General features: G+C 71.6%; 27 protein-coding genes and 1 pseudogene. 25 read left to right on the top strand and 3 right to left on the bottom strand.

Going from position 1 to position 26,429, the window contains the following annotated elements; genetic code table 11:
- The first annotated feature begins 15 nt into the window (after nucleotides 1-15).
- From M2283_RS37355 to M2283_RS37345, 3 genes are all read left to right on the top strand, one after another.
- On the top strand, nucleotides 16-771 hold the full coding sequence (locus tag M2283_RS37355; protein ID WP_280880930.1) for a response regulator transcription factor: 756 nt from the start codon (nucleotides 16-18) through the stop codon (nucleotides 769-771).
- Nucleotides 772-871: 100 nt separating this feature from the next.
- The gene (locus tag M2283_RS37350; protein WP_280880929.1) at nucleotides 872-2,092 is read left to right on the top strand and encodes a cytochrome P450; all 1,221 of its coding nucleotides are present in this window, start codon (nucleotides 872-874) and stop codon (nucleotides 2,090-2,092) included.
- A gap of 11 nt (nucleotides 2,093-2,103) precedes the next feature.
- Nucleotides 2,104-2,298, top strand: a complete 195-nt coding sequence (locus tag M2283_RS37345) for a ferredoxin (protein WP_280880928.1) — start codon at nucleotides 2,104-2,106, stop codon at nucleotides 2,296-2,298.
- Nucleotides 2,299-2,368: 70 nt separating this feature from the next.
- On the opposite strand, the gene M2283_RS37340 is transcribed toward M2283_RS37345, so the two are convergent.
- Nucleotides 2,369-2,794 (bottom strand): nuclear transport factor 2 family protein, encoded by a 426-nt coding sequence (locus M2283_RS37340; protein ID WP_280880927.1) that lies wholly within the window; start codon nucleotides 2,792-2,794, stop codon nucleotides 2,369-2,371.
- A gap of 194 nt (nucleotides 2,795-2,988) precedes the next feature.
- Here M2283_RS37340 and M2283_RS37335 point away from each other — a divergent pair.
- From M2283_RS37335 to M2283_RS37290, 10 genes and pseudogenes are all read left to right on the top strand, one after another.
- A pseudogene (locus M2283_RS37335) lies at nucleotides 2,989-3,180 on the top strand (TcmI family type II polyketide cyclase); the annotation flags it as partial.
- Nucleotides 3,181-3,249: 69 nt separating this feature from the next.
- A complete protein-coding gene (locus tag M2283_RS37330; RefSeq protein ID WP_280881054.1) occupies nucleotides 3,250-3,582 on the top strand; it encodes a TcmI family type II polyketide cyclase in 333 nt (110 codons plus the stop codon).
- A complete protein-coding gene (locus M2283_RS37325) occupies nucleotides 3,579-4,850 on the top strand; it encodes a beta-ketoacyl-[acyl-carrier-protein] synthase family protein (RefSeq protein ID WP_280880926.1) in 1,272 nt (423 codons plus the stop codon). Before M2283_RS37330 ends, M2283_RS37325 begins: the two co-directional genes overlap by 4 nt.
- Nucleotides 4,847-6,040 (top strand): ketosynthase chain-length factor, encoded by a 1,194-nt coding sequence (locus tag M2283_RS37320; protein ID WP_280880925.1) that lies wholly within the window; start codon nucleotides 4,847-4,849, stop codon nucleotides 6,038-6,040. The genes M2283_RS37325 and M2283_RS37320 overlap by 4 nt, the downstream gene beginning before the upstream one ends.
- Nucleotides 6,041-6,096: 56 nt before the next feature.
- Complete coding sequence (locus tag M2283_RS37315) at nucleotides 6,097-6,363, top strand: acyl carrier protein (protein ID WP_280880924.1); 267 nt, start codon at nucleotides 6,097-6,099, stop codon at nucleotides 6,361-6,363.
- Between the two features lie 15 nt (nucleotides 6,364-6,378).
- Nucleotides 6,379-7,164, top strand: a complete 786-nt coding sequence (gene fabG / locus M2283_RS37310; protein ID WP_280880923.1) for a 3-oxoacyl-ACP reductase FabG — start codon at nucleotides 6,379-6,381, stop codon at nucleotides 7,162-7,164.
- 34 nt (nucleotides 7,165-7,198) lie between these two features.
- A complete protein-coding gene (locus M2283_RS37305; RefSeq protein WP_280880922.1) occupies nucleotides 7,199-8,164 on the top strand; it encodes an aromatase/cyclase in 966 nt (321 codons plus the stop codon).
- Nucleotides 8,161-9,069: an alpha/beta hydrolase gene (locus tag M2283_RS37300; RefSeq protein ID WP_280880921.1), complete on the top strand. Its 909-nt coding sequence runs from the start codon at nucleotides 8,161-8,163 to the stop codon at nucleotides 9,067-9,069. The genes M2283_RS37305 and M2283_RS37300 overlap by 4 nt, the downstream gene beginning before the upstream one ends.
- A 46-nt stretch (nucleotides 9,070-9,115) precedes the next feature.
- The gene (locus M2283_RS37295) at nucleotides 9,116-9,307 is read left to right on the top strand and encodes a hypothetical protein (RefSeq protein ID WP_280880920.1); all 192 of its coding nucleotides are present in this window, start codon (nucleotides 9,116-9,118) and stop codon (nucleotides 9,305-9,307) included.
- Nucleotides 9,304-10,194 carry a 4'-phosphopantetheinyl transferase family protein gene (locus M2283_RS37290; RefSeq protein WP_280880919.1) on the top strand — a complete coding sequence of 297 codons (891 nt, stop codon included), beginning with the start codon at nucleotides 9,304-9,306 and terminating at the stop codon, nucleotides 10,192-10,194. Before M2283_RS37295 ends, M2283_RS37290 begins: the two co-directional genes overlap by 4 nt.
- Before the next feature lie 134 nt (nucleotides 10,195-10,328).
- Here the strand turns inward: M2283_RS37290 and M2283_RS37285 are convergent, their stop codons facing one another.
- The gene (locus M2283_RS37285) at nucleotides 10,329-11,141 is read right to left on the bottom strand and encodes an SDR family oxidoreductase (protein WP_280880918.1); all 813 of its coding nucleotides are present in this window, start codon (nucleotides 11,139-11,141) and stop codon (nucleotides 10,329-10,331) included.
- Between the two features lie 273 nt (nucleotides 11,142-11,414).
- Between M2283_RS37285 and M2283_RS37280 the strand changes: the two genes are divergently transcribed.
- The 4 genes from M2283_RS37280 to M2283_RS37265 are packed head-to-tail and all read left to right on the top strand — an operon-like array spanning nucleotide 11,415 to nucleotide 15,235.
- Nucleotides 11,415-12,344, top strand: coding sequence for an ABC transporter ATP-binding protein (locus tag M2283_RS37280; protein WP_280880917.1), 930 nt, complete (start codon nucleotides 11,415-11,417; stop codon nucleotides 12,342-12,344).
- Nucleotides 12,344-13,192, top strand: coding sequence for an ABC transporter permease (locus tag M2283_RS37275; RefSeq protein WP_280881053.1), 849 nt, complete (start codon nucleotides 12,344-12,346; stop codon nucleotides 13,190-13,192). Before M2283_RS37280 ends, M2283_RS37275 begins: the two co-directional genes overlap by 1 nt.
- Before the next feature lie 22 nt (nucleotides 13,193-13,214).
- On the top strand, nucleotides 13,215-14,570 hold the full coding sequence (locus tag M2283_RS37270; protein ID WP_280880916.1) for a sensor histidine kinase: 1,356 nt from the start codon (nucleotides 13,215-13,217) through the stop codon (nucleotides 14,568-14,570).
- A complete protein-coding gene (locus M2283_RS37265; RefSeq protein WP_280880915.1) occupies nucleotides 14,567-15,235 on the top strand; it encodes a response regulator transcription factor in 669 nt (222 codons plus the stop codon). Before M2283_RS37270 ends, M2283_RS37265 begins: the two co-directional genes overlap by 4 nt.
- A 7-nt stretch (nucleotides 15,236-15,242) precedes the next feature.
- On the opposite strand, the gene M2283_RS37260 is transcribed toward M2283_RS37265, so the two are convergent.
- Nucleotides 15,243-16,151 (bottom strand): LysR family transcriptional regulator, encoded by a 909-nt coding sequence (locus tag M2283_RS37260; RefSeq protein WP_280880914.1) that lies wholly within the window; start codon nucleotides 16,149-16,151, stop codon nucleotides 15,243-15,245.
- An 81-nt stretch (nucleotides 16,152-16,232) separates the two neighbouring features.
- Here M2283_RS37260 and M2283_RS37255 point away from each other — a divergent pair, with 81 nt between their 5' ends.
- From M2283_RS37255 to M2283_RS37220, 8 genes are all read left to right on the top strand, one after another.
- Entirely contained in the window at nucleotides 16,233-17,057 is an 825-nt protein-coding gene (locus M2283_RS37255; RefSeq protein ID WP_280880913.1) for an SDR family NAD(P)-dependent oxidoreductase, read from the top strand.
- Between the two features lie 228 nt (nucleotides 17,058-17,285).
- The gene (locus M2283_RS37250; RefSeq protein ID WP_280880912.1) at nucleotides 17,286-19,502 is read left to right on the top strand and encodes a DEAD/DEAH box helicase; all 2,217 of its coding nucleotides are present in this window, start codon (nucleotides 17,286-17,288) and stop codon (nucleotides 19,500-19,502) included.
- Between the two features lie 137 nt (nucleotides 19,503-19,639).
- Entirely contained in the window at nucleotides 19,640-20,866 is a 1,227-nt protein-coding gene (locus tag M2283_RS37245) for a DUF4190 domain-containing protein (protein WP_280880911.1), read from the top strand.
- 147 nt (nucleotides 20,867-21,013) lie between these two features.
- Nucleotides 21,014-21,766 carry a GntR family transcriptional regulator gene (locus M2283_RS37240; protein WP_280880910.1) on the top strand — a complete coding sequence of 251 codons (753 nt, stop codon included), beginning with the start codon at nucleotides 21,014-21,016 and terminating at the stop codon, nucleotides 21,764-21,766.
- 349 nt (nucleotides 21,767-22,115) lie between these two features.
- Nucleotides 22,116-22,316, top strand: coding sequence for an SPOR domain-containing protein (locus tag M2283_RS37235; protein ID WP_280880909.1), 201 nt, complete (start codon nucleotides 22,116-22,118; stop codon nucleotides 22,314-22,316).
- Nucleotides 22,317-22,379: 63 nt separating this feature from the next.
- Entirely contained in the window at nucleotides 22,380-22,793 is a 414-nt protein-coding gene (locus M2283_RS37230; RefSeq protein ID WP_280880908.1) for a (deoxy)nucleoside triphosphate pyrophosphohydrolase, read from the top strand.
- Nucleotides 22,794-22,917: 124 nt separating this feature from the next.
- Nucleotides 22,918-23,379, top strand: coding sequence for an ATP-binding protein (locus M2283_RS37225; protein ID WP_432423178.1), 462 nt, complete (start codon nucleotides 22,918-22,920; stop codon nucleotides 23,377-23,379).
- A gap of 330 nt (nucleotides 23,380-23,709) precedes the next feature.
- Nucleotides 23,710-26,412 (top strand): SpoIIE family protein phosphatase, encoded by a 2,703-nt coding sequence (locus tag M2283_RS37220; RefSeq protein ID WP_280880906.1) that lies wholly within the window; start codon nucleotides 23,710-23,712, stop codon nucleotides 26,410-26,412.
- Nucleotides 26,413-26,429: the final 17 nt, after the last annotated feature.

Here is a 26,429-nt window from a genome sequence, read left to right as displayed (position 1 = left end):
GACACCGAGCACCGCATGGCGGACCGAGCGACCTTCGGCAGCCGAGGCGGTGCGGCGACATCCTCGCCGGCCCCCTTCCGGAACATCTCGGACGCCTGGCGGATCCTTGTCGTCGAGGGCAGCAAGGCCGACCGCGCGATCCTCACCGAAGCGCTCGAGCGACACGGTCACGATGTCGACGCCGTCGACTCCGGCGGTGAGGCGCTGGTGTGGTTCGAGACCGCGGACCTCGTGCTGCTCGACCTCGACCTGCCCGACCTGGACGGACTCGAGGTGTGCCGCGAGATCCGGGCGGCCAGCGACATCCCGGTCATCACCGTCACCTCGCGAGGCTCCGAACTGGACTGCGTTCTCGCGCTGCAGGCCGGGGCGGACGACTATGTCATCAAGCCCTACGGAGTCCGCGAACTCATGGCCCGGCTGGATGCCGTGATGCGGCGTGCGCGACGCACCCGGTACGCCGATGTGGGTGGCGACGGCGGGGCGGTGCTCGAGCACGGTCCGCTCCGGATCGACAGCGACTCGCGTGAGGTTGAGGTGAGCGGCCGGCCGGTTCCGGTGACGCGCAAGGAGTTCGATCTGCTCGCTCTGCTGGCCAGCGCCCCGGGGCAGGTGATCTCGCGGGAGTCCATCATGCGCGAGGTCTGGGGCGAGTCCTGGTCGCGCCGTACCGTCGACACCCATGTCAGCAGCCTCCGCAGCAAGCTGGGCGGACCGGAATGGATCGTCACCGTACGCGGGGTCGGCTTCAAACTCCGCAACATGCGCTGACAATTCATTGCCGTCGAATTGACATTCGTCGAACCCGGCCGTGTAGCTTCCCCCGTTATCGTGAGTTTGCAGGAAGCGGAAACTCCGATCGAGGGGTCGCATGATGAACACCCATGTCGACGAGGCCAGCGAGCTCGTCCAGTTCCCGATTCAGCGCACGTGTCCTTTTGCTATTCCGCCGGTCTACACGAAATTCCGGGAGGAGTCTCCGGTCAGCCAGGTGGTCCTCCCGGACGGCGGAAAAGCCTGGCTGGTCACCAAGTACGAAGACGTGCGCGCCGTGATGTCCAATCCCAAACTCAGCTCGGACCGCCGTAAGAAGGATTTCCCGGTGGTGGTGCCAGGGCAGAACGCGGCACTGTCCAAGCATGCCCCTTTCATGATCATTCTCGATGACCCGGAGCACGCGGAACTGCGACGGCCGGTCATCAGTGAATTCTCGGTGCGACGCGTCGCCGCACTGAAACCGCGGATCCAGGAGATCGTCGACGGATTCATCGACGACATGCTGAAGCTGCCGAAGCCCGTCGACCTGAACCAGGTCTTCTCCCTGCCGGTGCCGTCGCTGCTGGTCTCCGAGATCCTCGGGATGCCCTTCGAGGGTCACGAGTACTTCATGGAGCTGGCCGAGGTCCTGCTGCGCCGTACCACCGACGAGCAGGGCCGGATCGACATCTCGGTCAAGCTGCGCCAGTACATGGACAAGCTGGTCGAGGAGAAGATCGACAATCCGGGCGACGACCTGCTCAGCCGGCAGATCGAACTCCAGCGGCAGCAGGGCGGTATCGACCGGCCGGGGCTCGCCAGCCTGTGTCTGCTGGTGCTGCTGGCGGGGCACGAGACCACGGCGAACATGATCAATCTCGGCGTGTTCTCCATGCTGACGAAGCCGGAACTGCTCGCGGAGATCAAGGCGGATCCCTCGAAGACCCCCAAGGCCGTCGACGAACTGCTGCGCTTCTACACGATTCCGGACTTCGGCGCGCACCGCCTCGCGATGGAGGACGTCGAGATCGGTGGCGTCCTCATACGCAAGGGCGAGGCCGTCATCGCCTCGACCTTCGCGGCGAACCGCGATCCGGCGGTGTTCGACGATCCGGAGGAGCTCGACTTCTCCCGGGACGCCCGCCACCACGTGGCCTTCGGCTACGGGCCGCACCAGTGCCTGGGGCAGAACCTCGGCCGCGTGGAGCTGCAGGTCGTGTTCGACACGCTGTTCCGCAGGCTGCCGGACCTGCGCCTGGCCGTGCCGGCCGAGGAACTGTCGTTCAAGAGCGACGCACTGGTCTACGGCCTGTACTCGCTCCCCGTGACCTGGTGAAAGGAGTGGTCATGCGACTCGAGAAGAATCACGAACGCTGCATCGGCGCCGGCCAGTGTGTGCTGACCGAGCCGAGGATCTTCGACCAGGACGACCGAGGCCTGGTCCGCGTCCTGATCGAGCAGCCGCAGGGGGCCGACGAGGCCGCCGCCCACAAGGCGGTCTTCATCTGCCCGGCGCGAGCTCTGTCCATCGCGGAGGACTGATCCGCCACGAAGCCGCGCGGGTCCCCTTCCTCGCAAGGAAGGGGACCCGCGCGGCTTTCGCCTTCTGTGGTCAGTCCTCGTGCATGCCCTGGTCGTCGCCCGTCCTCCACACGGGTTCGATCGCGATCCGGGACAACTGCCACGACCCGTCGGTCCGCACGGCGGTGAAGGTGTAGCGGGCGCCGAGATCGAAGTGCTCGCCCGTGCCGGCGCGGCTCACATGCACCGCCGTGACATTCGCGTGAACGGTCGCGCCGTCGCCCTCCGGTTCGGCGAGCACATTGGCCATGGAGTGCATGGTGGTCGCCCACATCAGGTCGTCGCGCAGCATGCCTGCCAATTTCTCGCGGCCATCGATCCGGATATCCGCCCCCAATTCCATGGTCACATCCGGAGTGAATATCGTCGTGAGCGCCTCGTGGTCGCGGGTGTCGACGGCGCGCGCGAAACGTGACACGAGGGCCTGTAGCCGAAGAATGTCTTCGATGTGTTTCATACCTGTGATGGTGCGGTTCAAAATGCGCTGAGGTCGCGATTTCAGGAACTTCTGACAAAGTCCTGACGGAAGCTTCAGAGCTCTGAAGTTGTCCGTATTGAAACCTGTATCTGGCGCCGGAAGACTCGTTCTTGTCACCGGCTTCCCGCAGGCCGATTCGGAATTCAGCGGACTCGCGTTACGGAGAAGGACATATGCACAGCAGTGTCATCGTGGCCCGGATCGACCCTGGATCCACGCAACAGGTCGCCGGCGCCTTCGCGGAACTGGACGGTGAGCCGTCCACCGACCGGCAGCTCCTTCGTCGCCAACTCTTCGAGTACAGGGGCGTGTTCATCCATCTCCAGGACCACACCGAGGAGAACCCGGCCAAGCTCGCGGAGCTCGGCGGTGACGAGGCGCTCGCGACCCGGTTCTACGAGTGGCACGGGCAGCCGGTGACCGACGAGCACCGGATGTACAGCACCGTGATCGTGGCCCGGCTCGACCCGGCCGACCTCGACACCGTCGCCAAGCTGTTCGGGGACTTCGACTCCGGCACCGAACTGCCGCACACGATGGGCACCCGGCGCCGGCAGCTGTTCGCCCACGACGGGCTCTACTTCCACATCCAGGACTTCGAGTCCGACAACGGCGGCGAGCTGATCGAGCGGGCGAAGCAGGACCCGCGCTTCGTGCGGATCCAGCAGGACCTCCTGCCGTACATCTCGGTCTTCGACCCGGCGACCTGGCGTTCGCCCTCCGACGCCATGGCCTCGCGTTTCTACACCTGGCAGGTCGGGGTATGAGCGGGCGTCGCGTCGTCGTCACCGGGATGCAGGTGCTGGCCCCCGGCGGGGTGGGCACGGACAACTTCTGGTCCCTGCTGAGCGAAGGCCGCACGGCCACCCGGGGCATCACCTTCTTCGACCCCGCGCAGTTCCGCTCGCGCGTGGCCGCCGAGATCGACTTCGACCCGTACGAGCACGGTCTGACCCCGCACGAGGTGCGGCGCATGGACCGTGCCGCGCAGTTCGCGGTGGTCGCGGCGCGCGGTGCCGTCGCGGACAGCGGTCTCGACCCGGACGCGCTGGACCCGTACCGGATCGGTGTCACCATCGGCAGCGCGGTGGGCGCCACCATGAGCCTCGACGAGGACTACCGCGTCGTCAGCGACGGCGGGCGGCTCGATCTGGTGGACCACGGCTATGCCGACCCCTTCTTCTACAACTACTTCGTGCCGAGCTCCTTCGCCGCGGAGGTCGCCCGCTCCGTGGGTGCGCAGGGGCCGAGCAGCGTGGTGTCGGCCGGGTGCACCTCCGGGCTCGACTCGGTCGGCTACGCCGTCGAACTCATCAGGGAGGGCACGGCGGACGTCATGGTCGCCGGCGCCACCGACGCGCCGATCTCGCCCATCACGATGGCCTGCTTCGACGCGATCAAGGCGACCACACCCCGCTTCGACGAACCGGAGCACGCCTCCCGGCCCTTCGACGGCACGCGCAACGGCTTCGTGCTGGGTGAGGGCGCCGCGGTGTTCGTCCTGGAGGAGCTGGAGAGCGCACGGCGGCGCGGTGCGCGGATCCACGCCGAGATCGCGGGATACGCGACCCGCAGCAACGCGTACCACATGACCGGCCTGCGCCCCGACGGCGTAGAGATGTCCGAGGCGATCACGGTCGCGCTGGACGAGGCCCGGATGGACCCCACGGCGATCGACTACATCAACGCGCACGGCTCGGGCACCAAGCAGAACGACCGGCACGAGACCGCCGCCTTCAAGCGCAGCCTCGGCGACCACGCGTACCGCACCCCCGTGAGCTCCATCAAGTCCATGGTCGGGCACTCGCTGGGCGCCATCGGGTCGATCGAGATCGCGGCCTCCGTCCTGGCGATCCGGCACAACGTCGTCCCGCCGACGGCGAACCTGCACACGCCCGACCCCGAGTGCGACCTCGACTACGTGCCGTTGACGGCCCGTGACCAGCTCGTCGACTCGGTCCTCACGGTCGGCAGCGGATTCGGCGGATTCCAGAGCGCGATGGTGCTGGCCCAACCGGAGAGGAAGACGGCATGACGGCCTCAGTGGTGGTGACCGGCCTGGGGATCACCGCCCCCAACGGGCTCGGCACGAAGGACTACTGGAGTGCGACCCGCGTCGGCAAGAGCGGCATCGGTCCGCTCACCCGCTTCGACGCGACCCTCTACCCGGCGAAGCTCGCCGGCGAGATCGACGGCTTCACACCGGCGGAGCACCTGCCCAGCCGCCTGCTGCCGCAGACCGACCGGGTCACCCGGCTCTCGCTGGTCGCCGCGGACTGGGCGCTCGCCGACGCCGGGGTCAGCCCCGCCGACCTGCCCGCCTTCGACATGGGCGTCATCACGGCCAGCTCCGCCGGCGGCTTCGAGTTCAGCCAGAACGAACTGCGCAGCCTGTGGAGCAAGGGCGGCGAGTACGTGAGCGCGTACCAGTCCTTCGCCTGGTTCTATGCCGTCAACACCGGCCAGATCTCCATCCGCAACGGGATGAAGGGCCCCAGCGGTGTCGTCGTCACCGACGACGCCGGCGGGCTGGACGCGGTGGCGCAGGCAAGGCGCCAGATCCGCAAGGGCACCTCGCTCGTGGTCGCGGGCGCCGTCGACGCCCTGCTGTGCTCCTGGGGCTGGGTGGGACTGCACACCAGCGGCCGGCTCAGCACGGTGAACGAACCCGGCCTCGCCTACCTGCCGTTCGACGACCGGGCGGCCGGTCATGTGGCGGGGGAGGGCGGCGCCCTGCTCATCCTGGAGTCGGCCGACTCCGCCCGCGCCCGCGGAGCCAGGGTGTACGGCGAGATCGCCGGCTACGCGGCCACCTTCGACGGCCGTGAGCCGGGACTGCGCAAGGCGGTGGAACTGGCCCTCGCCGACGCCGACATGGCGCCCTCGGACGTGGACGTGGTGTTCGCGGACGCGGCGGCCGAGCGCGAACTCGACCGGATCGAGGCCGAGGCGCTGGTCGACGTGTTCGGCCACCGGGGTGTCCCGGTCACCGCTCCCAAGACCATGACGGGCCGCCTGTACGCCGGTTCGGCCGCTCTGGACCTCGCCACCGCCTTCCTCTCGATGGCGGAGGGGCTGATCCCTCCGACCGTCCACACCGAGCCCGCCGACCGGTACGGCCTCGACCTCGTCGGCGCGCAGGCCCGGACCGCGGAGATACGCACGGCACTCGTGCTCGCCCGCGGTCACGGCGGCTTCAACTCGGCGATGGTCCTGCGTTCCTGAGCTCTTCGGCACCTTCACCCACGAGAGCACCCTCACCCACGAAAGGCAGAACCCTCATGTCCCAGCCCACGTTCACTCTCGACGACCTCCAGCGCATCCTCCTCGAAGGTTCCGGCGCCCCGGAGGGCGGCGGTCTCGAAGGAGACGCCCTCGACACCGAGTTCAGCGACATCGGCTACGACTCCCTCGCACTGCTGGAGACGGCCAGCCGCATCGAGCGGGAGTACGGCATCACCCTCGACGAGTCCGTCATCGGCGACGCCACGACACCCCGCGCCTTCATCGGAGCCGTCGGCGACCACCTCGCCGTTTCGGCCGCCTGAAAGGAACAGGGAGAGATGACACAGCAGGAGCAGCGGGTCGCCCTGGTGACCGGCGCGACGAGCGGGATCGGCCTGGCCGTGGCCCGGTTGCTGGCCGGGCAGGGCCACCGGGTGTTCATCGGTTCACGGACCGAGGACAAGGTGCTGACCACGGTCAAGCGGCTTCAGGAGGAGCAGCTCGACGTCGACGGCGCGGTCCTCGACGTGCGCTCGGTGGACTCGATACGCGGGTACGTCCGGGCCGCCGTCGACCGGTTCGGGACGGTGGACGTACTCGTCAACAACGCGGGCATCAGCGGCGGCGGGGTCACCGCCGGCATCACCGACGAACTGTGGGACGACATCGTCGACACCAATCTCAACAGCGTGTTCCGGCTGACCCGGGAGGTCCTCACCGCGGGCGGCATGCGCGACAAGAGCCGGGGCCGCATCATCAACATCGCCTCCACCGCGGGCAAGCAGGGGGTCGTCCTCGGGGCGCCGTACTCCGCCTCCAAACACGGCGTCGTCGGCTTCACCAAGGCGCTGGGCAACGAGCTCGCCCCCACCGGCATCACCGTCAACGCGGTCTGCCCCGGGTACGTCGAGACGCCGATGGCCGAGCGCGTCCGTCAGAATTACGCCCTGCTGTCCGGCGCTTCGGAGACCGACATCCTGGAGAAGTTCCAGGCCAAGATCCCGCTGGGCCGCTACTCGACCCCCGAGGAAGTGGCCGGTCTGGTCGGTTACCTGGCCTCCGACCCGGCGGCGTCCATCACCTCCCAGGCCCTGAACGTCTGCGGCGGACTCGGCAACTTCTGACCCCACCGCGCCCGTCCCCACCCGAGGAGCCCCCATGCCGTCCCAACCGCGCACGTCCGAGCACGAGATCAAGATCGCGGCAGCCGCCGAGGACATCTACCGTCTGCTGGCGCGGGCGGAGAACTGGCCTCAGCTGTTCCCGCCGAACATCCACGTCGACCAGGTGGAGCGTGGTGAGCGCGAGGAACGTATCCGCATCTGGGCGACGGCCGGCGACACCGTCAAGAACTGGACCTCGCACCGCACCCTGGACCCGGAGAGGCGCCGTATCGAGTTCCGGCAGGAGGTCAGTTCGCCCCCGGTCGCCGCCATGGGCGGAACCTGGCAGATCGAGGACCTGCCGTCCGGGGAGGCGCTGGTGCGGCTCGGCCACGACTTCCGGGCCGTGGACGACAGCGGTCTGACCTGGCTGGAGGAGGTCGTGGACCGCAACTCCCGCGCCGAACTCGACTCCCTCAAGGCGCTCGCCGAGTCGAAGGCCGCGACCGACGAACTGACCTGCTCCTTCGAGGACACGGTCCGGATCAGGGGCCGGGCCCAGGACGTCTACGACTTCGTCTACCAAGCCGATCTGTGGACCGAGCGGCTGCCCCACGTGGTGACGGTCCGCCTCGACCAACCCGCGCCGGGCCTGCAGACGTTGGAGATGGACACGCTGTCCAAGGACGGCACCACGCACACCACGAAGTCGTACCGCGTGGGACTGGCTCCCGACCGGATCGTCTACAAGCAGATCACGCTGCCCGCGCTGATCACCCTGCACACGGGCCGCTGGACCTTCACGCCGACCGACGACGGGGTCGCGGCCTCCTCGCAGCACACCTTCACGGTCAACACGGCCACGATTTCGGAGGTGTTGGGCGAGCGGGCGACGGTGCAGGACGCGATCGAGTACGTGCGCATCGCGCTCAGCACCAACAGCGTGGCGACGCTCACCATCGCGAAGGCGTACGCGGAAGGACTCGCCGGGGAAGGACCTGTCGGGGAAGGCCGGACATGACCACGGCACCCCCGGTCCGGCTCCCGGAGCGGGTGGTCGACCAGCGGCACATCACCCTGGACGCGGACGGCATCACGCTCTCCGCCCGACTGGCCCGGCCGGCACACGTCCCGCCCAGGGCGATGATCGTCGCCCTGCACGGGGCCGGGATGAGTTCGGCGTACTTCGACGGACCGGCCCACCCGGAGACCTCGCTGCTGGCCGTCGCCGCGGAACTGGGTTTCGCGGTCGTGGCCGTGGACCGTCCCGGTTACGGGGCGTCGGCCGGGCAACTCCCTTACGGACAAGGGGTCGTGGAGCAGGCCGCCACCCTGGCCGTGGCGCTGCGCGGACTGGCGGCGCACTACGAGACAGGCGCGGGGATCTTCCTCGTGGCCCACTCCTTCGGCAGCAAGCCGGCGCTGCGGATGGCGGCGGACGGCACGGTTCCCGGACTGTTCGGCCTGGACGTGTCCGGCTGCGGTGACGAATACGTGGTCCCGCCCACCGCGCCGAGCACGCGGGCCGGGAGCTGGAAGCTCAACTGGGGGCCGCTGAGGCTGTATCCGCCGGGAACATTTCAGTCCAGCGTCGATGTCGTCGCCCCGGCGCCGCCGCGTGAACTCGACGACGCCGCCCGGTGGCCCGAGGTGTTCGCCGCGCTGGCGGGCCGGGTCCGCGTGCCCGTCCGGTTCACCTTCGCCGAGTACGAGGCCTGGTGGCGCCGGGACCCGTCGGCGCTCGCCCGGCTGCGCGGCCGACTGGGAGCGGCACCCCGCGTCCTGATCGACCACCAGCCCGACGCGGGCCACAACATCAGCCTCGGTTGGGCGGCCCGGGCCTACCACCTGCGGGCACTCGGCTTCGCGGAGGAATGCCTGCGTGGCAGGCGACGAGCGGGAGAGGGAGAGGGGCGACGGACATGACGGGGAGTCGCTACGAGGCCGCCGGGCAGCGGCAGGGAGAACGCTGATGGCCGGCGCGACGAACACGCCCCCGCCGCCGCTGCCCCTCGCGGACGCAGAACACCCTTTGGTCGCGGCGCTGAGCATCTTCGCCCCGGGCATCAATGCCACTGCCGCACGTACGGAGAGCGAGGCGGAGGGCGACGCGGACCTCTTCGAAGCCCTGGCCCGGCCCTTCGTACGGCTGGGGCCGGCATGACCGCGAGGGCGGAACCGGCACCGGCCCGGACCCTGGCACCGGCCTCGGCCCTGACGCCACCCCGGGCCCCGGCCCCGAAGAGTCTTGTTCTCGCCTGCGACCTCCAGGCACCGGGGAGCGAGGCGGCGGCCCGGGCGATCCTGCCCCGGCTCTCCACCGGCGACCAGGAACGGATCGCCCGCCTGGGCCGTCCCGCCGACCGGACCCGCTCGGTGTTGGCCCGGTGGCTCGCCCTCCAGGCCGCTTCCCAACTGCTCGGCACACCCTGGACCGCCCTCGGGCTCGGGCGGCGCCGCCTGGGGACCCCGTACGTCGTGGCGCAGCCGCACCTGTCCGTGAGCATGGCGCACAGCGGACGTTACGCGGTCGCGGCCGTGGCGCTCGGCGGACGGGTGGGCGTGGACGTGGAGGAGATCTCCCGGGTGGCCGCGCTGCCGGACAGCGCCTTCCTCACCCCCGCGGAGATCTCCGCCCTGCCCCCGGTGCGGCAGGGCGGGGAGCCCAGGGCGATGCTGTGGGCGCTGAAGGAAGCCGCGACGAAGCTGACCGGCGAGGGCCTGCGCGCGGGCATGAAGCGCGTCGGGTTCCGCTGGCGGAGCGGAACGCGGGGGCTGTCCGCCGCCCGAACCCCGTACACCGCGGGCGAGTTCACGGTGTGCCGTCTTCCCGGCGGTTACGTCTGCGCGGTGGGGATGTCGGCGAGCACACCGCCCTCGGCCCCGCTGTTCCTGGAAACCGAGAGGAGCGACTTCTTCATGTATCCCGAACCCGAGAACGGCGGCCCGGAACCCGACGGCACGGCCGACCCGGACGGCCTCGCTACGGCACCCCGATCGGAACAGGACGCGGAAGAGCCCGACGCGCACATCTGGCTCAGCGTCAACTGAGACCCCGACGGCCCGCGGTCGTCAGTTCGTTCAGGTGCTACCGGTATGCGCGTGAAAATCCCCCGATCACCGCAGCACACCGGCCCTGACGCGACGAGCGCGGGCCGTCGGACCCCGGCCGGCCGCGGCAACGGTCAGAACCCACGCCGCGCCCCACCATCCACCGACACCATCACCCCGGTCACATAAGAAGCCGCCGGCGACATCACGAACGCCCCCGCGCGCCCGAACTCCTCCGGCGCCCCGTACCGCCGTAGCGGAATCGCGGCCTCGTTGGTGGCCCGCCTGGACTCGGGATCGGGCGCCGACCCGTCCGGCTCGCGCATGCGATCCGTGCCGATGCGCCCCGGCAGCAACCCGAAGACGCGGATTCCGCGCGGGCCGAGTTCGTCCGCGAGGGACTTGGCGAAGCCGGCGAGGCCGGGGCGCAGGCCGTTGGAGATGGCCATCCCGGGGGCCGGTTCGTGTGCCGTGCCGGACAGGACGAAGCCGATCGAACCCCCGGCCTCCAACTCCGCGGCTGCCGCTCGGGCCAGCCGTACCGCGCCCAGGAACACCGACTCGAAGGCCGCCTGCCACTGTTCGTCGGTCGTGGCCGCCACGTTGCCCGCGGGCGGGCCGCCCACGCTGATGAGGATGCCGTCGAAAGCGCCGAACAACTCCCGTGCGGTGGCGATCAGTTGGTGCGGTGCCTGGGGGTCGGAGTTGTCGACGGCGACTCCGGCCGCGTTCGGGCCCAGCTCGGCCGCCGCCTCGGTGGCGCGCTTCTCGTCGCGGCCGGTGACGACCACCTTGGCGCCGTCGGCGACCAGTTCACGGGCGACGGCGTAACCCAGCCCGCGGGTGGCGCCGGTGAGGATGTACTCGGCCTCACCCAGGAGGAGCAGGCGGTCGACCACCGGCCCCTGGGCGACATCCTGGCGCGGGCGATCTCCGAGACCACCCATCCCTCGCTCCACCGCGTGGCCGGGCATCTCGCGCCGGCGTCCTTCGACGAGCGGTTCGAGTTCGGGGTGGCCGCGCTGCTCGCCGGGCGGTGATGGGCGGCCCTCTGAGGAGGGTCCGGACCGCCGCGAGGGCGTACCTCGTCGTGGTACCGCGGTACCACTCGCCCCGCGAAGATTCCCCCTGGGGCCCACGGCCTCGGCCTGCCGCGCCCATAGCGTCGAACTCGGACACCGCGGCGTATCCGCGACCGAGTTCAGGCAGGAAAGGCCCCCATGATCGAGGTACGTCAACTGACGAAGCGGTACGGGGACAAGACGGTCGTCGACAATCTGAGCTTCACCGCCAAGGCCGGTGAGGTGACCGGATTCCTCGGTCCCAACGGCGCGGGCAAGTCCACGACCATGCGCATGGTCGTCGGCCTGGACTCGCCCACCGACGGCTCGGTCACCGTCAACGGCCATACCTACGCCCGCCATTCGGCGCCCCTGCACGAGGTCGGCGCCCTGCTGGAGGCCAAGTCGGTGCACCCGGGCCGCACCGCGCTCAACCACCTGATGGCCCTCGCCTACACCCATGGCATCGCCCGCAGCCGGGTCGACGAGGTCATCGAGCTTGCCGGACTGACCAGCGTGGCCGGAAAGCGCGTGGGCGCCTTCTCGCTCGGCATGGGTCAGCGGCTCGGTATCGCCGCCGCCCTGCTCGGTGACCCGTCGATCGTCATGCTCGACGAACCGGTCAACGGCCTCGACCCCGAGGGCGTGCTGTGGGTGCGCAACCTGCTGCGCCAACTGGCCGACGAGGGACGGGCCGTGATGCTCTCCTCGCACCTGATGAGCGAGACCGCGCAGATCGCCGACCACCTGGTGATCATCGGCCGCGGCCGGCTGCTCGCGGACACCACGGTCGACGACTTCACCCGGGACGCGGGCAGCGGAGCGGTGAAGGTCGCCACCGCCGACACCGCCAAGCTGCGCTCGCTGCTGGTCGGCCCCGACGTCACGATCACCTCGTCGTCCGCCGAGGAGCTCATGGTCCGCGGGCGCGACGCCCGGGAGATCGGCGCGATCGCGGCCGAGCACGGGGTGGCGCTGTACGAACTCACCCCGCAGGCCGCCTCCTTGGAATCGGCGTTCATGGACCTCACCCGCGACTCCGTCGAGTACCAGAGTGCTCCGGCCGGCGCCGCACGAAAGGCTGCATGATGACCGTCACCGACCTGTCCACGACGCCGGCCCCGGCCCCGCCCCGCACGACCGTGCACAAGGTGACCGGACCGCGCGTGCTGCGCTCGGAGTGGGCCAAGTTCTGGTCCCTGCGCTCCAGTTGGATCACCCTGGGCGTCGCCGTGTTCCTGCTGATCCTGTTCGGCACGATCGCCTCCCACACCTACAGTCCCGACGCCGTCGCTGGCGGACGGCCCGGCCCCGGGGGCGACAGCGGCGACAGCGACGCCGTGAGCCTGGCCCTGACCGGCGTGACCTTCGCCTCGCTCGCCATGGGGGTGCTCGGCGTACTGCTCTCCGCCGGCGAGTACACCACCGGCATGATCCGCTCCACGCTCACCGCGGTCCCGCGCCGGCTGCCAGTGCTGTGGGCCAAGGCCGCCGTGATCGGGCCGGTCGCCCTGGTGCTCACCGCCGTCGGCGCCTTGGCCGCCTTCGAGTTCGGGGCGCCGGGTCTGGACGGCACCGACATCGCCCTGTCCCTGGGCGACGACGGGGTGCTGCGCAGCCTGGCCGGTGCCGGCCTCTACCTCGCCCTGGTCGCCGTGTTCGGCGTGGCCCTCGGCATGCTGATCCGCTCCTCCGCCGGGGCCATCGCGGCCCTGGTCGGCATCCTGCTGATCCTGCCCGGACTGGCCTCCCTGCTGCCCGACTCGTGGAACGACACACTCAGCCCGTACTTCCCCAGCAACGCGGGCCAGGCCGTCTACGCCCTGCACCAGTCCTCCGGCTCCCTCTCCCCGGGAGCGGGGCTCGCGGTCTTCGCGGGCTGGGTGGCCCTGGCGCTGGTCGGGGCGGCCGGGCGGCTCATCAGCACGGACGCCTGATCGGTACCGGACAATGGTGGTCATGAGTCCGCACCGCGCGGCCGCCGCCCCGGACATCGGCCCGGGGACGGCCCGGCCGCCGCTCCCCGGGTCCGACAGCGTGTGGACGCACTCGCTGCTGGACCGGCTGCTGGGCGACCGGGGGCGCCGGCCGTGGCTGGGCGCCCGGCACCCGTGGCTGGTCGACACCGCGCTGGCGCTGGTCATCGTGCTCATCACGCTGCCCGTCCTGCTGCGCGACGACAGAGCGGCGACGTCTCCCTTCGGCGACGCCGACCCCCGCACCCAGCTGCCGGTCGGCGTCCTGTGCCTCTTCGTCGCCGCGCACGTCACTCCCCTGTGGTGGCGCCGCAAGGCCCCGACGATCACGTTCTTCGTGATCGCGCTCGTGTCGATCGTCCAGTGGTCGCTGGAGGCGTGGCTGCCCACCGGGCTCGCCGGGCTCGTCGCCCTGTACACCCTGGCCCGCCACGGTTCCCTGCGGATGCTGGGCTGGGCCGTCGCGCTGACGGCGGGCGAACTGCTGCTGGCCGCCTTCGTGCTGGTCCCCGGCAGGGGGGACCACCCCGTGCTCAGCGGCTTCCTCCTGCTGGGCACGGTGACCGCGTCCGTCGCCGTCGGCCTGGCGCTGCGCATCCAGCAGATGTATCTGGCGGCCCTTGAGGACCGGGCCAGACGGGTCGAGATCGAGCAGGAGCAGCGCGTGCGGCTCACCGCCGCCGCCGAGCGCTCCCGGGTCGCCCGCGAGATGCACGACATCGTCGGCCACAACCTCTCCGTCATGGTCAGCGTCGCCGACGGCGCCGCGACCCTCGCCGCCAACCGCGGCGAGCGCTCCGCCGAGGCACTGCGCGTCCTCGGCGACACCGGCCGCCAGGCCATGAACGAACTGCGCCGGGTGCTGGGCGTCCTGCGCGAGGGCCAGGAGGACGAACGCCTGCTCGGCCCGCAGCCCGGGATCGCCGACCTGGATCCCCTCATCGCGCGGGTGCGCGCGGCAGGCCTCTCCGTCACCTACCGGACCGTGGGCGAACTCGACGCCCTGGGTAGCGGCGTGCAGCTGACCGTGTACCGGGTCGTCCAGGAGTCCCTGACTAACACCCTCAAGCACGCGGGGACCGGCGCGTGCGCGGAGGTCACGGTCGCGGTCGAGGCGGGACAGGCCAGGATCAGGGTCGCCGACACCGGCGTACCACCGGGGGCGCCGCTGCGCGCGAAGCAGGCCGGGCACGAGGACAACCCCGGTCACGGGCTCGTCGGCATCCGCCAGCGGGCCGCCATGTACGGCGGGACCGTCGTCGTCGGCCCGGGCGACACCGGCCACGGCTGGACGGTGGAGGTCGTGCTCGACGTACCGCCAGGAGAGCAACTGCCATGACCACCGTGCTCATCGCCGACGACCAGCCGCTCCAGCGCATGGGCGTCCGCATGCTCATCGAGGGGACCCCGGGCCTGTACGCGGTCGGGGAGTCCGAGCACGGCGCCGAGGCCGTCCGGATGGCCGCCGAACTCCGCCCCGACGTCGTCCTCATGGACATCCGCATGCCCGGCATGGACGGCCTGGAGGCCACCCGCCGGATCGTCGCCGCGGGCGGCCGCACCCGCATCCTCATCGTGACCACCTTCGACCTCGACGAGTACGCCTACGAGGGCCTGCGGGCCGGCGCCAGCGGCTTCCTGCTCAAGGACGCCCGCCCCGAGGAACTCGTCGCCGGCATCCGCGCGGTCGCCACCGGCGACGCCGTCGTGGCCCCCCGCCTGACCCGCCGCCTCCTGGACGCCTACGCCCACCAGGTCCTCGCCCCCGCCGACCCGCCCGCCCCGGACCACCCCGTGCTGCGCACCCTCAGCGACCGCGAACGCGAGGTCCTCGTCGCCATCGCCCAGGGCTGGACCAACACGGAGATCGCCGACCACCTGGTCCTCACCGAGTCCACGGTCAAGAAGCACGTCGGCCGGGTCCTCGCCAAGATCGGCGCCCGCGACCGCATCCAGGCGGTGATCATGGCGTACGACGCCGGGCTGGTGCGGGCCAAGCCGTAGCCGCGCGTCACCCGTCACCCGTCACCCGCCGACAGGCCTCCGCGTACGCCCGTACCAGCGCTCTGTCGTCGTCCCTGCGCCAGGCGAGGGCGTAGTGGCTGGGGGAGATGCCGCGGACCGGGCGGGTGACGACGTCGCCCAGGGTGATCAGCGGGGCGTTGCCCGTCGCGACGAGGCAGATGCCCAGGCCCGCGACGAGGGCCTCGTACGTCTCCTCCGTGCCGGCCACCTCCGCGCCGATCCGGGGCGGGCGGTCGCCGCGGTCGGGCAGGGCGAGCCAGTAGTCGCGCAGCGGGCCGGCGCTGTGCGGGAGGGCGAGGAAGGGTTCGTCGGCCAGGTCGGCGAAGTCGATCTCGTCGCGGGCGGCCAGCGGGTGGGCGCGGGGGAGGGCGACCAGGCGGGGCTCCTCGGCGACGACCGTCCACGCGTAGCGTGCCTCGTCCGGCAACGGCAGCCAGACGAAGGCGACATCGGCGTCCCCGGCCGCCAGGCCCGCGGTCGGGTCGTCCCAACTCACCTGGCGCAGCCGGACCACCGCCTCGGGGTGCGCGGCCGTGAAACGGGAGCGGATCGCGGGGAGCAGGCCGCCCCGGCCCGGACTGGTGCTCATGCCCACCACCAGCGTGCTGCGCTGCGCGGCCCGCGCCTCGGCCACCGCGACCGCGCCCTCGGCCCAGTCGGCCAACACCCGCCGGGCGTACGGCAGTAGCGCGGCACCGGCGGCGGTGAGCGCGACCCCGTGCCGGTCGCGGCGCAGCAGCTCGACGCCCAACTGCCGTTCCAGGGCCCGGATCTGCTTGCTCAGCGCGGGCTGGGAGACGTACAGCAGCTCGGCCGCGCGCGTGAAGTGCAGTTCCTCGGCCACCGTGACGAAGTAGCGCAGGTCCCGCACATGGACGTCCGTGGTCATGTCCATCGGTTATCACCGAAGGTCTTGGACGGGCAACTCCCCTGGGCGGCACGGTGGTTCACGGACAACCCAGGGACGGAGAGCGACATGAACAAGGTGTGGCTGGTGACCGGCGCGAGCAGCGGGCTCGGACGGGCGCTCGTGGAGACGGCCGTGGCCGACGGCGATGTGGTGATCGGCGCGGCGCGACGGCCCGAGGCCATGGCCGACCTCGTGGCCGCCCATCCCGACCAGGTGGAGGCGCTACGGCTGGACGTCGCCGACACGGCCGCCGCGGAGCCCGCCGTACGGGACGTGGTGGCACGGCACGGACGGATCGACGTCCTGGTCAACAACGCGGGCCGCGGTCACGTCGGCGCCTTCGAGGAGACCACCGACGAGGAACTGCGCGACCTCTTCGACGTGCACGTGTTCGGCCCCGCGGCCCTGGTCCGCGCGGTCCTGCCCCACATGCGCGAGCGGCGCTCGGGCGCGATCGTGCAGATGAGCAGCCTGGGCGGCCAGACCTCCTACCCCGGCTTCTCGGCGTACAGCGGCAGCAAGTTCGCCCTGGAGGGCATGTCCGAGGCGCTCGCGGGCGAGGTCGCGGAGTACGGCATCAAGGTCCTCGTCGTGGAGCCGGGTTCCTTCCGTACGTCGTTGTACGAAGGGACGCGGGCCAGCGCCGACAGCGGCACGTACGCCACGGTGGGCGGCACGCGCGCGATGGTGAAGGCCGGCTTCGACAACGAGGCCGGCGACCCGGCCAGGGCGGCGACCCTGATCCTGGCCGCCCTGGAATCGGGCAGTACCCCTCTCCACCTGCCTCTCGGCGAGGACGGCGTCAGCGCGGTCCTCGACCACCTCGACCAGGTGCGCGAGGAGGTCGAGACCTGGCAGAAGCGCACCAGGGCGACGGGATTTCGCGATTGAGGGCTCCGCGGACGGGCGGCCCCACACTGCCGGGCGCCCACTGAGACTGCCACCACTGGTCCGACTCGCGCTGTCGCTTCCGGGGTGAGACTGGAGGGGGCGGATCGTGGTGGTGTCGGTGGTCGGCCCCCATCCCCACCCTCCAACCACCGCGCAACCCCCTCGTCCCCAACCCATCCCCGTTGTCAGTCCCCGGTGTCAAGATGGGCGTATCGGGGTGGACGGCGGATGAGGGGCGGAATGGCGCGGGGCGAGGAGGTGGTGGGGGCGGAGGCGCCGGTGGGGCGGCGGGCCCGGGGGGTGTTCGCGGAGGGTACGCGGCTGTACGGGGCCGCTCGTGCCGTGCTCGACGATCACGCCCGCGCGCTGGAGGCGGTCCGTTCCGCGCTGGCGCCGCTCCGGGACGAGCTCGTCGCCGAGGCGCTCGGGTCCATCCCGGTCGCCCGGCTCAAGGACGCCACCGAGGGCCGGCTGCGGCTGGCGGCCGTCGAGGCGGCCGGGCTGACCTCCGTGCGCGCGGTGCACGAGGCGAGCCGTTACGACCTGCGCCAGATCCCAGGGGTCGGCGCGCAGACCGCCGACCAAGTACTCGCCGCCGCACGCCAGATCGCCCGTGAGGTCGAGCAGACCGTCGCGGTCCGGGTCGACGTCGATCATCCCGAACCCCGCACCACCGCCCTCGTCGTCGCCCTGCACCGGCTGGTCGAGGCCGGACCCGAGCTGCGCCGGGCCGTGGACACCGCTGCTCGCCTCGACCGCAGACTCCGCGAACTGCTGCCCGCCGCCCGCCCGGCGACGAGCAGAGTGCGCCTCGCGCTCGCCGGCCGCCGCCGCAGGGAGGCCGCCCTCGCGGCGACGGCGGAGCTGCGCGAGCTGACCAGCGGGCCCGCCGCAAGAAGCACCGGCCTCCAACTGGCCCAGGCCTCCACCGACCTGCTGCGCGGCCCGGCCGCCGACATCGAGGCCTGGGTCGACTTCGAACTGCGCTCCGCCGAGTACTACAGCCAGCTCGCCGAGACCGGCGAGCACCGCACCGACGAGGCCGCCGCCGAGGGCTTCCTGCCGGCGGACGTGGCCGAGCGGGTGCGCTCCCAGCCGCTCGACGACACCCACCGCAGGGTCTCGCTGCGCGGCTACCAGTCCTTCGGCGCCCGCTTCGCGCTCGCCCAGCGCCGGGTCGTCCTCGGCGACGAGATGGGCCTGGGCAAGACCGTCCAGGCCATCGCCGCGCTGGCCCACCTCGCCGCGCGCGGGGACAGCCACTTCCTCGTGGTCTGCCCGGCCAGCGTGCTGATCAACTGGACCCGCGAGATCCGGTCCCGCAGCACGCTCAGGGCCCTGCCGGTGCACGGCCCGGACCGCCAGGACGCCTACGCCGAGTGGCGCGAGCGCGGCGGCGTCGCCCTCACGACCTTCGACGTGCTGCACACCCTGCCGGCTCCGAACGGCACCAAGCCCGCGATGCTCGTCGTCGACGAGGCGCACTACGTGAAGAACCCCGACACCCGCCGCGCCCGCGCGATCGCCGGCTGGACCGGCCACTGCGACCGCGTCCTGTTCCTCACCGGCACCCCCATGGAGAACCGCGTCGAGGAGTTCCGCACCCTCGTTCGCTACCTGCGGCCCGAGCTGGTCCCCCAGATACGCGACAGCGCCGCCGTGGCCGGCCCGTACGCCTTCCGCAGGTCCGTCGCCCCCGCCTACCTGCGCCGCAACCAGCAGGACGTGCTCACCGAACTTCCCGCGCTGCTCCAGGTCGACGAGTGGGAGGCGTTCGGCGCCGCGGACCGGGCGGCCTACCGCGCGGCCGTCGCCGAGGGGAACTTCATGGCGATGCGCAGGGCCGCGTACGTCGGCGGCGAGAAGTCCGCGAAGCTCCAGCGGCTGCGCGAACTCGTCGCGGAGGCCGCGGCGAACGACCTGAAGGTGGTCGTGTTCTCGTACTTCCGCGATGTCCTGGAAACGGTCCGACAGGCCCTGCCGGAGCCGCAGTTCGGGCCGGTCTCCGGCTCCGTCCCGGCCGCCCGCCGGCAGCGGATGGTCGACGAGTTCACGGCCGCCGACGGACACGCGGTGCTGCTGTCACAGATCGAGGCCGGCGGCGTCGGGCTCAACCTCCAGGCCGCGTCCGTGGTCATCCTGTGCGAGCCGCAGGTCAAACCCACCCTGGAACACCAGGCCGTGGCCCGTGCCCACCGCATGGGCCAGGTCCGCCCGGTCCAGGTGCACCGCCTGCTCGCGACCGACAGCGTGGACGAACGCCTGCTGCGCATCCTGGAGAACAAGACCCGCCTCTTCGACGCCTACGCCCGCCGCAGCGACACCGCCGAGTCCACCCCGGACGCCATCGACGTCACCGACGGCGGCATCGCCCGCCGGATCGTCGAGGAGGAGCAACGCCGACTGGCGGGCGAGCCGGTCCCGGAGCCGGAGCCGACGGACTGACCTGTGCGGACCAGGGCCGGGCCCCATTCCGCCCCGCCCACCTCCCGCTTACCATGCGCCAGTCGTAAGACCGTTCAGTACGGCCCCCATCGGCCCGGCCCTCCATCCGCACAGCCCACTCCAGGAGCGCGGCACCTTTGTCCATACCCCCGCCCCCCGGGCCCCAGCAGCCCCAGGACCCCCAAGGGCCGTACCCGCAGGGGCAGTACGGGCAGTATCCGTACGCGGCCCCCGGGGCGTACCCCCAGAGCCCGCCCGGCTACCCGTACCAGCCCTGGGGCCACGGCTACACCCCGTACGGGCAGCCGCCCCCGGTCAACGGCGTGGCCATCGCCTCCCTGGTGCTCGGCATCCTCTGCTGCGTCCCGGGCGTCGGGCTCGTGCTGGGGCTGGTCGCGCTCGCGCAGATGCGGCGGAAGGGCGAGCGGGGCAGGGGGATGGCCGTCGCCGGGTCCGCGCTGTCGGCCTTCGGCCTCACACTGTGGGTGCTGGCACTGGCCACCGGCGGTCTGACCGACGCGTGGGGCGGCCTCAAGGACACCGCCCGCGACAACGGCAGCGTCTACACGCTGACGAAGGGCGAGTGCTTCGACGCCCCCAGCGGCTCCCTGGAGGGCTTCGCCTACGACGTCGACGAGGTGACCTGCGCGGGCGAGCACGACGGCGAGGTCTTCGCCGCCGTCCGGATGACCGGGTACGCGGACTCCGACGCCTACCCCGGGGACGACAAGGTCACCGACACCGCCGACACCCGCTGCTACGCGCTCCGCTACGACTACGCCATGGACCTCTGGGCAGTGCCGGACTACGTCGACATCTACTACCTGACCCCGACCCGGGACAGCTGGCGGCTGGGCGACCGCGAGATCACCTGCGTGTTCGGCAACACCGACGAGACGGCGAGCCTGACCGGCTCGCTGCGCAACGACGCGGCGAGCCTGGACGCCGACCAGCACGCCTATCTCGCGGCCGTCAACATCGGGAACAGGGCCATGGACACACAGCCCGTGGACAGCCCCGACGACGACCTCGCGGCCAACCGGAAGTGGGCGGACCGGATGGCGACCGCGCTCACCCAGGAGACGCGGCAACTGCGAGGTCACCGCTGGCCGGCCGGGGTGGACAAGCCGGTCGGGAAGGTCGCCGCGGAGCTCGGGACGATCCAGAAGGAGTGGGCCCGGGCCGCGACGGCCGAGGACGCGGACGCCTTCTACGTGTCCTACGACCGGATCCTGACGCTCTCCACCACCGACCGCTCCCTCACCGCCCGCGAAGCTCTGGGCCTGGCCACCACCCCGCCCTCGTACGGGGACGCGGGCGGCGGCGGGGGCGACGGGGAAGGCGACTCCGGCCTTGAGGTGTGACGGCTCCTATAGCGGGGAGAAAGTGCCTGCGTAAAGGCTTCACCCGGAACAAGTCATCACATCGGGTGATTCTCTGGCCTTTGCTTGCATGGTCGAACCCACGGTTGCCACGCTGTTGCTGTCTGTACAACCTGATGGGAGCGGCCAGTGACTTTCGGTGAGCAGCCGGCGTACCTGCGCGTCGCGGGTGATCTCCGCAAGAAGATCACCGACGGTTCGCTGCCACCGCACACCCGCCTGCCGTCCCAGGCCCGGATCCGCGAGGAGTACGGCGTCTCGGACACGGTCGCGCTGGAGGCCCGCAAGGTGCTGATGGCCGAGGGCCTGGTCGAGGGCCGCTCCGGCTCGGGGACGTACGTGCGCGAGCGTCCCGTGCCGCGCAGCGTCTCCCGCTCCGGCTACCGCCCGGACGGCGGGGCCACACCGTTCCGCCAGGAGCAGGCCGACGGCGAGACCCGCGGGACCTGGGAGTCCCGCAGCGAGCAGGCCGAGGCGAGCGGCTCCGTCGCCGAGCGGCTCGGGCTGCACCCCGGCGACCGCGTGATGTGCACGCGCTACGTGTTCCGGGAGGCCGGCGAGGTGATGATGCTGTCCACCTCCTGGGAGCCCCTCGCGGTCACCGGCCGCACCCCGGTGATGCTCCCCGAGGAGGGCCCGCTCGGCGGCATGGGTGTCGTCGAGCGCATGGCGGCGATCGACGTGATCGTGGACAACGTCACCGAGGAGGTCGGCGCCCGCCCCGGCCTCGCCGAGGAGCTGCACACCCTGGGGGGCGTGCCCGGACATGTCGTCCTGGTCATCCAGCGCACGTTCTACGCCTCGGGCCGCCCCGTCGAGACCGCGGACGTGGTGGTCCCGGCCGATCGCTACCGGATCGCGTACCACCTGCCGGTGAAGTAGCGCACACCCTTGCGGGGCCCGCCCCCGCGGGCCCGGCCCGTACCCCCTTCGCGCGCCGGTGCGACCCCGGTGGCCGCCGGTGGAATCCGGTCGTTCTCGCAGGTCGATCACGGCCGCCCGATATGCCGCTGACCGGATGCGTCAGCGGCTGTGGGCGGCGCGTACGGTGTCGCGCGCCCCCTTCGCTCTGGCCGGTTGCGTACCTCTTTGTGAAAAGCCGTATTCGCTGCGTGAAGGTTAGGCGTAGGCTCGGGCATATGCAGATTGCGGTTTCCTTAGCGGGCGGGGCACGGCACGAGCCGCGGGCGGGCGGCGGAGCTGCTGGGGTGGGAAGGAGGGGTGGGGCTTGATGAACGACGGCACGATCACTCTTCCTTGGCTCGTCATACGGCAGGACGACAACGGCAATCGCTACCGCGTCGGCAGGTACGCGACCCGGGCCGAGGCCCAGAAGATCGCGGACAGCCTCGACGACCGCGGCCACAAGCAGCTCTACTGGGTCGAGCAGGTCGGCCAGAACGGACAGAGCGGCACCAGCACCGCCAACTGAGGCCCATCACCGGGCCGATCTCCCGGGCAGTCCCGGCCTCCGGGCTCCCGTAGGCTCCCGCGCATGACGGAACGGATCGTGGTGGGGGCCGCCCTGCTCGACGGCGGTCGCCTGCTCGCCGCGCGCCGCAGCGCGCCCCCCGAACTCGCCGGACGCTGGGAGCTTCCCGGCGGCAAGGTCGAGGAGGGCGAGGCGCCCGAGGCGGCCCTGGTGCGCGAGCTGCGCGAGGAACTCGGCGTGGACGCCGAACCCGTCGAGCGCGTCCCCGGACAGTGGCCCCTGCGCCCGCCGTACGCCCTCCAGGTGTGGACCGCCCGCCTGCTCCCCGGCTCCGCCGGCCCGAAGCCCCTCGAAGATCACGACGAGCTGCGCTGGCTGAGCCCCGGCGAGCTCTGGGACGTGGACTGGCTCGACCCCGACGTGCCCGCCGTCCGGGAAGTGGCTGCCCGGCTCGTGACGGGGTACGCGTCCGAGTAGTGGGGGAAGAGGGTGGGGTGAGAGGCGGGCGCGCGCCGATACCGGGGCGCGGGTCGGGGCGCCCCCTACGCCGTTCGTGCCACAGTGCGCCGCTGCGCGCGGTACCGGGCGTCGAATATCGGGTATGTGCCCATTAACCCCACGAAACCGGACATGGGTGGTCTTGTCGGCCTGGGAAGTGATCGGCGTGAGCGACACCGAAGGCGAGGGTGCCGAGTGGAGCTTTCCCGCGGAGCCGGGCGCCGTCCGCAGTGCCCGTGCCGCTGTCCGCCGTCAGCTGCACGAATGGGACCTCGACGCCCTGGGTGACCTCGCCGCGCTGCTGGTCAGCGAGCTGGTGACCAACTCCCTGCGGCACGCCACCGGCCCCATCGGCGTCCGCCTGGTCCGTCCCGAGCGGCTCGGCGACGTACTCCTCGTGGAGGTCTCCGACCCGCTCCCGGACCCGCCCCGCGAGCGCGTGGCCCGCGCCGAGGACGAGAGCGGCCGGGGTCTGCAGCTGGTAGCCCTCTCCTCGCGTCGCTGGGGCACCCGCCCCGGCGAGGCGGGCAAGACGGTGTGGTTCGAACTGGCGGTGCCCGGGTGAACCGCGCACCGCTCCGGGACCGTGTTTCCCTGCGGATCGCGCGCGTCGGCCCTGTACGCACGGGCCGGAACCGTCCAGCGGGACCCTGTACGCGGGCCTTCGCGCTGTCCAGTGGCTGGTTCAGGCCAGTGGCAGTTGTCGTCGAGCGTGATTCGACGACGTGTGGGCTGGTTAGAAGACTGGAAGTGTTGTCACGGTCCGGACCGAAAACCGTCGGGACCGTGCTGTGATCGTGAACACCGTGTTGTGCGGCGCCGTAGTGCTGGATACTGCGGGCAGCCGCCCCCGGTGACCGGTGCCGGACGCGGTGAGCTGGAGGGGACGGTTCGCGTGAGCGAGATACCAGCGAAGGCCACGGAGTCCGAGGACCCGTCGGACGGCGCGAGGACGGAGGCCGCGGGTGATGCCGCGGCCGACGTGACGCGTGGGGCCACGGGTGGCTCGGCGCTGTCCTCCTCCGGGTCCTTCTTCGGCGCGGGCCGGCGCGACATCGGGTTCGGCTCCGACGAGGCGCCGCCCGGCGACGCCATCTGGCAGAGCAGCCCGCCCGGCTCGATCTACGACTACATCAAGGTCGCGTCCTTCTCCATCGGCCCCGACGGGCTGGTCGACCAGTGGAGCCTGCGCGCCGAGCAGCTCTTCGGGATTCCCGCCGAGCACGCCGTGGGCATGGACCCCATCGAGGCGTTCATCGACTCCGACCTGCGCGAGCAGGGCCAGCGGAAGATGGCCGAGATCCTCGACGGGCGCGAGTGGACCGGAGTGGTCCCGTTCCGGGTGCCGCCGGGCGCCGACGGCGAGGGCGGACGCGAGGGCCTCGCCGAGGTCTACGTCATGCCGACCCGGACCGAGGAAGGCGAGAAGGCCGCCGTCTGCATCGTCGTGGACGTGCGCACCCTGCGCAGCATCGAGACCGACCTCGCCGCCTCGCAGTCGATTTTCGGTCAATCTCCGTTCGGGTTTCTGCTGATCGACCCCGACCTGCGGGTCCGCCGCGCCAACATGCGGTTCGCCTCCCTCTTCGGCGGCACACCCGACGACCACCGCGGCAAGGGCGTGACCGACTATCTGCCGCGCCCCGAGGCCGAGCGCGTCGCCGCGACCCTGCGCCGCGTCCTGGAGACCGGCGACTCCATCACGGACATGCACGTCACCGGCTTCCTGCCGGGCTCCGACGAACGTCGGCACTGGTCCATCAACCTCTACCGCGTGCACAGCGGCAGCGGCCGCCCCATCGGCATCGCCTGGCTCGGAACCGACATCACCGCCCGTCGCGCCGCCGCCCGGGAAGCGGCCGCCGCACGGCGCAATCTCGCCCTTCTGAACGAGGCCGGCGCCCGCATCGGCAACTCCCTCGACCTGGAGACCACGGCCCGCGAACTCCTCGACGTCGTCGTCCCCGGCTTCTGCGACCTCGCCACCGTCGACCTCTACCAGGGCCTGCTGGCCGGCGACGAGACCCCGCCCGGCCTCGCCGACGGCAGTGCCGAGCTGCGCCGGGTCGCCTTCGCCAGCGCCGTCTCGGACGCGCCGCTGCCCGGCTCCGGCGATCCCGTCGCGGTCGGCGCCGTGCACCACTTCTCGTTCAACTCGCTGTGCGCGGACGCCCTGCGCACCGCGCGCACGCAGAGCATCCCGCCCGAGGAGGGCGGCCTCGTCCAGTCCACGCTGGCCGTGCCGATGGTCGCCCACGACACCGTCGTAGGACTCGCGCAGTTCGCCCGGACCAAGGGGAGCGAGCCGTTCGGGGACCGGGACCGGGATCTCGCCGTCGAGCTGGCGGCGCGGGCCGCGGTCTGTATCGACAACGCCCGGCTGTACCGGCGTGAGCACGAGCGCGCGCTGATGCTGCAACGGTCGTTGCTGCCGCCCGGCGACCCGGTGGCGTCCGGTCTGGACATCGCGTGTCGCTATCTGCCGGGCAACTCCTACGCCGACCGGCCCAGCGAGGTCGGCGGCGACTGGTTCGACGTCATCGAACTGCCCGGTCACCGCACGGCGTTGGTGGTCGGCGACGTCATGGGCCGCGGGCTGCGCGCGGCGGTGGCGATGGGTGAACTCCGCTCCGCCGTCCGCACGCTGGCCCTGCTGGACCTCGAACCGGCCGAGGTGCTCAGCGCGTTGGACGAGATCGCCCGCGGCCTCGGCGCCCCCGGCGGCGTCCAGCAGGCCACCCGCGCCGCGCGCCGCCCCCGCGAGGCCGACCTCTCCGAGGTGTACCTGGCGACCTGCGTCTACGCCGTCTACGACTCCGTCACCCGCCGCTGCACCTTCGCCAACGCGGGCCATCTGCCGCCCGTCCTGGTCGAACCCGGCGAGGACGCGCTGATGCTCGACGTGCCGCCGGGCATGCCGCTCGGGGTCGGCGGGGAGCCGTTCGAGGAGGTGGAGGTCGAGCTGCCCGAGGGCGCGCTGCTGGCGCTCTACACGGATGGACTGGTCGAGTCCCGCGACCACCCCCTCGACGAGGGCCTCCAGGCCTTCGTCGGCGCGCTCACGGACCCCACCCTCCCGCTGGAGGACGTCTGCGACCACGTCCTCAACACCCTCGACAGCCACCACGGCGAGGACGACATCGCCCTCCTCATGGCCCGCGTCCAGGGCCTGCCCGCCGACTCGGTCGGCGACTGGACGCTCCCGCGCGAGCCCCGCAGCGTCGGCAAGGCCCGCGAGTACGCCCGCGGACAGCTGCTCTCCTGGGACCTGGAGCCCCTGGTCGACACGACCGAACTGCTCGTCAGCGAGCTGGTCACCAACGCCCTGCGCTACGGCGAGGGCGACATCAGACTCCGCCTCCTCCTCGACCGCACCCTCGTCTGCGAGGTCTGGGACTCCGGCCTGGTCCAACCCCGCCGCCGCCGCGCCCGCGACACGGACGAGGGCGGGCGTGGTCTTCAGCTGGTGGGTCTGCTGAGCGCGGCGTGGGGTTCGCGCCGGACGCCTCGCGGCAAGACGGTGTGGTTCGAACTGCCGCTGCCGGACGGGGAGACGGGGCTCACGGATCCGGCGGAGGCGTTGCTGAGCCTGTTCTGACGGGCAGGACGAGCAGG

Source organism: Streptomyces pseudovenezuelae, from assembly GCF_029892565.1.
Taxonomy (GTDB): domain Bacteria; phylum Actinomycetota; class Actinomycetes; order Streptomycetales; family Streptomycetaceae; genus Streptomyces; species Streptomyces pseudovenezuelae_A.
This window is presented reverse-complemented; position numbering and strand designations above follow the sequence as displayed.

What these genes read in the sequence shown, in the direction of transcription:
- M2283_RS37225 (WP_432423178.1), top strand. Translation starts at nt 22,918, where the DNA reads ATGTGCCCATTAACCCCACGAAACCGGACATGGGTGGTCTTGTCGGCC.
- M2283_RS37290 (WP_280880919.1), top strand. Translation starts at nt 9,304, where the DNA reads ATGACCGCGAGGGCGGAACCGGCACCGGCCCGGACCCTGGCACCGGCC.
- M2283_RS37320 (WP_280880925.1), top strand. Translation starts at nt 4,847, where the DNA reads ATGACGGCCTCAGTGGTGGTGACCGGCCTGGGGATCACCGCCCCCAAC.
- M2283_RS37340 (WP_280880927.1), bottom strand. Translation starts at nt 2,794, where the DNA reads ATGAAACACATCGAAGACATTCTTCGGCTACAGGCCCTCGTGTCACGT.
- M2283_RS37315 (WP_280880924.1), top strand. Translation starts at nt 6,097, where the DNA reads ATGTCCCAGCCCACGTTCACTCTCGACGACCTCCAGCGCATCCTCCTC.
- M2283_RS37260 (WP_280880914.1), bottom strand. Translation starts at nt 16,151, where the DNA reads ATGGACATGACCACGGACGTCCATGTGCGGGACCTGCGCTACTTCGTC.
- M2283_RS37255 (WP_280880913.1), top strand. Translation starts at nt 16,233, where the DNA reads ATGAACAAGGTGTGGCTGGTGACCGGCGCGAGCAGCGGGCTCGGACGG.
- M2283_RS37265 (WP_280880915.1), top strand. Translation starts at nt 14,567, where the DNA reads ATGACCACCGTGCTCATCGCCGACGACCAGCCGCTCCAGCGCATGGGC.
- M2283_RS37300 (WP_280880921.1), top strand. Translation starts at nt 8,161, where the DNA reads ATGACCACGGCACCCCCGGTCCGGCTCCCGGAGCGGGTGGTCGACCAG.
- M2283_RS37295 (WP_280880920.1), top strand. Translation starts at nt 9,116, where the DNA reads ATGGCCGGCGCGACGAACACGCCCCCGCCGCCGCTGCCCCTCGCGGAC.
- M2283_RS37330 (WP_280881054.1), top strand. Translation starts at nt 3,250, where the DNA reads ATGTACAGCACCGTGATCGTGGCCCGGCTCGACCCGGCCGACCTCGAC.
- M2283_RS37235 (WP_280880909.1), top strand. Translation starts at nt 22,116, where the DNA reads ATGAACGACGGCACGATCACTCTTCCTTGGCTCGTCATACGGCAGGAC.
- M2283_RS37285 (WP_280880918.1), bottom strand. Translation starts at nt 11,141, where the DNA reads ATGGGTGGTCTCGGAGATCGCCCGCGCCAGGATGTCGCCCAGGGGCCG.
- M2283_RS37230 (WP_280880908.1), top strand. Translation starts at nt 22,380, where the DNA reads ATGACGGAACGGATCGTGGTGGGGGCCGCCCTGCTCGACGGCGGTCGC.
- M2283_RS37275 (WP_280881053.1), top strand. Translation starts at nt 12,344, where the DNA reads ATGACCGTCACCGACCTGTCCACGACGCCGGCCCCGGCCCCGCCCCGC.
- M2283_RS37345 (WP_280880928.1), top strand. Translation starts at nt 2,104, where the DNA reads ATGCGACTCGAGAAGAATCACGAACGCTGCATCGGCGCCGGCCAGTGT.
- M2283_RS37355 (WP_280880930.1), top strand. Translation starts at nt 16, where the DNA reads ATGGCGGACCGAGCGACCTTCGGCAGCCGAGGCGGTGCGGCGACATCC.
- M2283_RS37280 (WP_280880917.1), top strand. Translation starts at nt 11,415, where the DNA reads ATGATCGAGGTACGTCAACTGACGAAGCGGTACGGGGACAAGACGGTC.
- M2283_RS37270 (WP_280880916.1), top strand. Translation starts at nt 13,215, where the DNA reads ATGAGTCCGCACCGCGCGGCCGCCGCCCCGGACATCGGCCCGGGGACG.
- M2283_RS37350 (WP_280880929.1), top strand. Translation starts at nt 872, where the DNA reads ATGATGAACACCCATGTCGACGAGGCCAGCGAGCTCGTCCAGTTCCCG.
- M2283_RS37325 (WP_280880926.1), top strand. Translation starts at nt 3,579, where the DNA reads ATGAGCGGGCGTCGCGTCGTCGTCACCGGGATGCAGGTGCTGGCCCCC.
- fabG (WP_280880923.1), top strand. Translation starts at nt 6,379, where the DNA reads ATGACACAGCAGGAGCAGCGGGTCGCCCTGGTGACCGGCGCGACGAGC.
- M2283_RS37250 (WP_280880912.1), top strand. Translation starts at nt 17,286, where the DNA reads ATGAGGGGCGGAATGGCGCGGGGCGAGGAGGTGGTGGGGGCGGAGGCG.
- M2283_RS37305 (WP_280880922.1), top strand. Translation starts at nt 7,199, where the DNA reads ATGCCGTCCCAACCGCGCACGTCCGAGCACGAGATCAAGATCGCGGCA.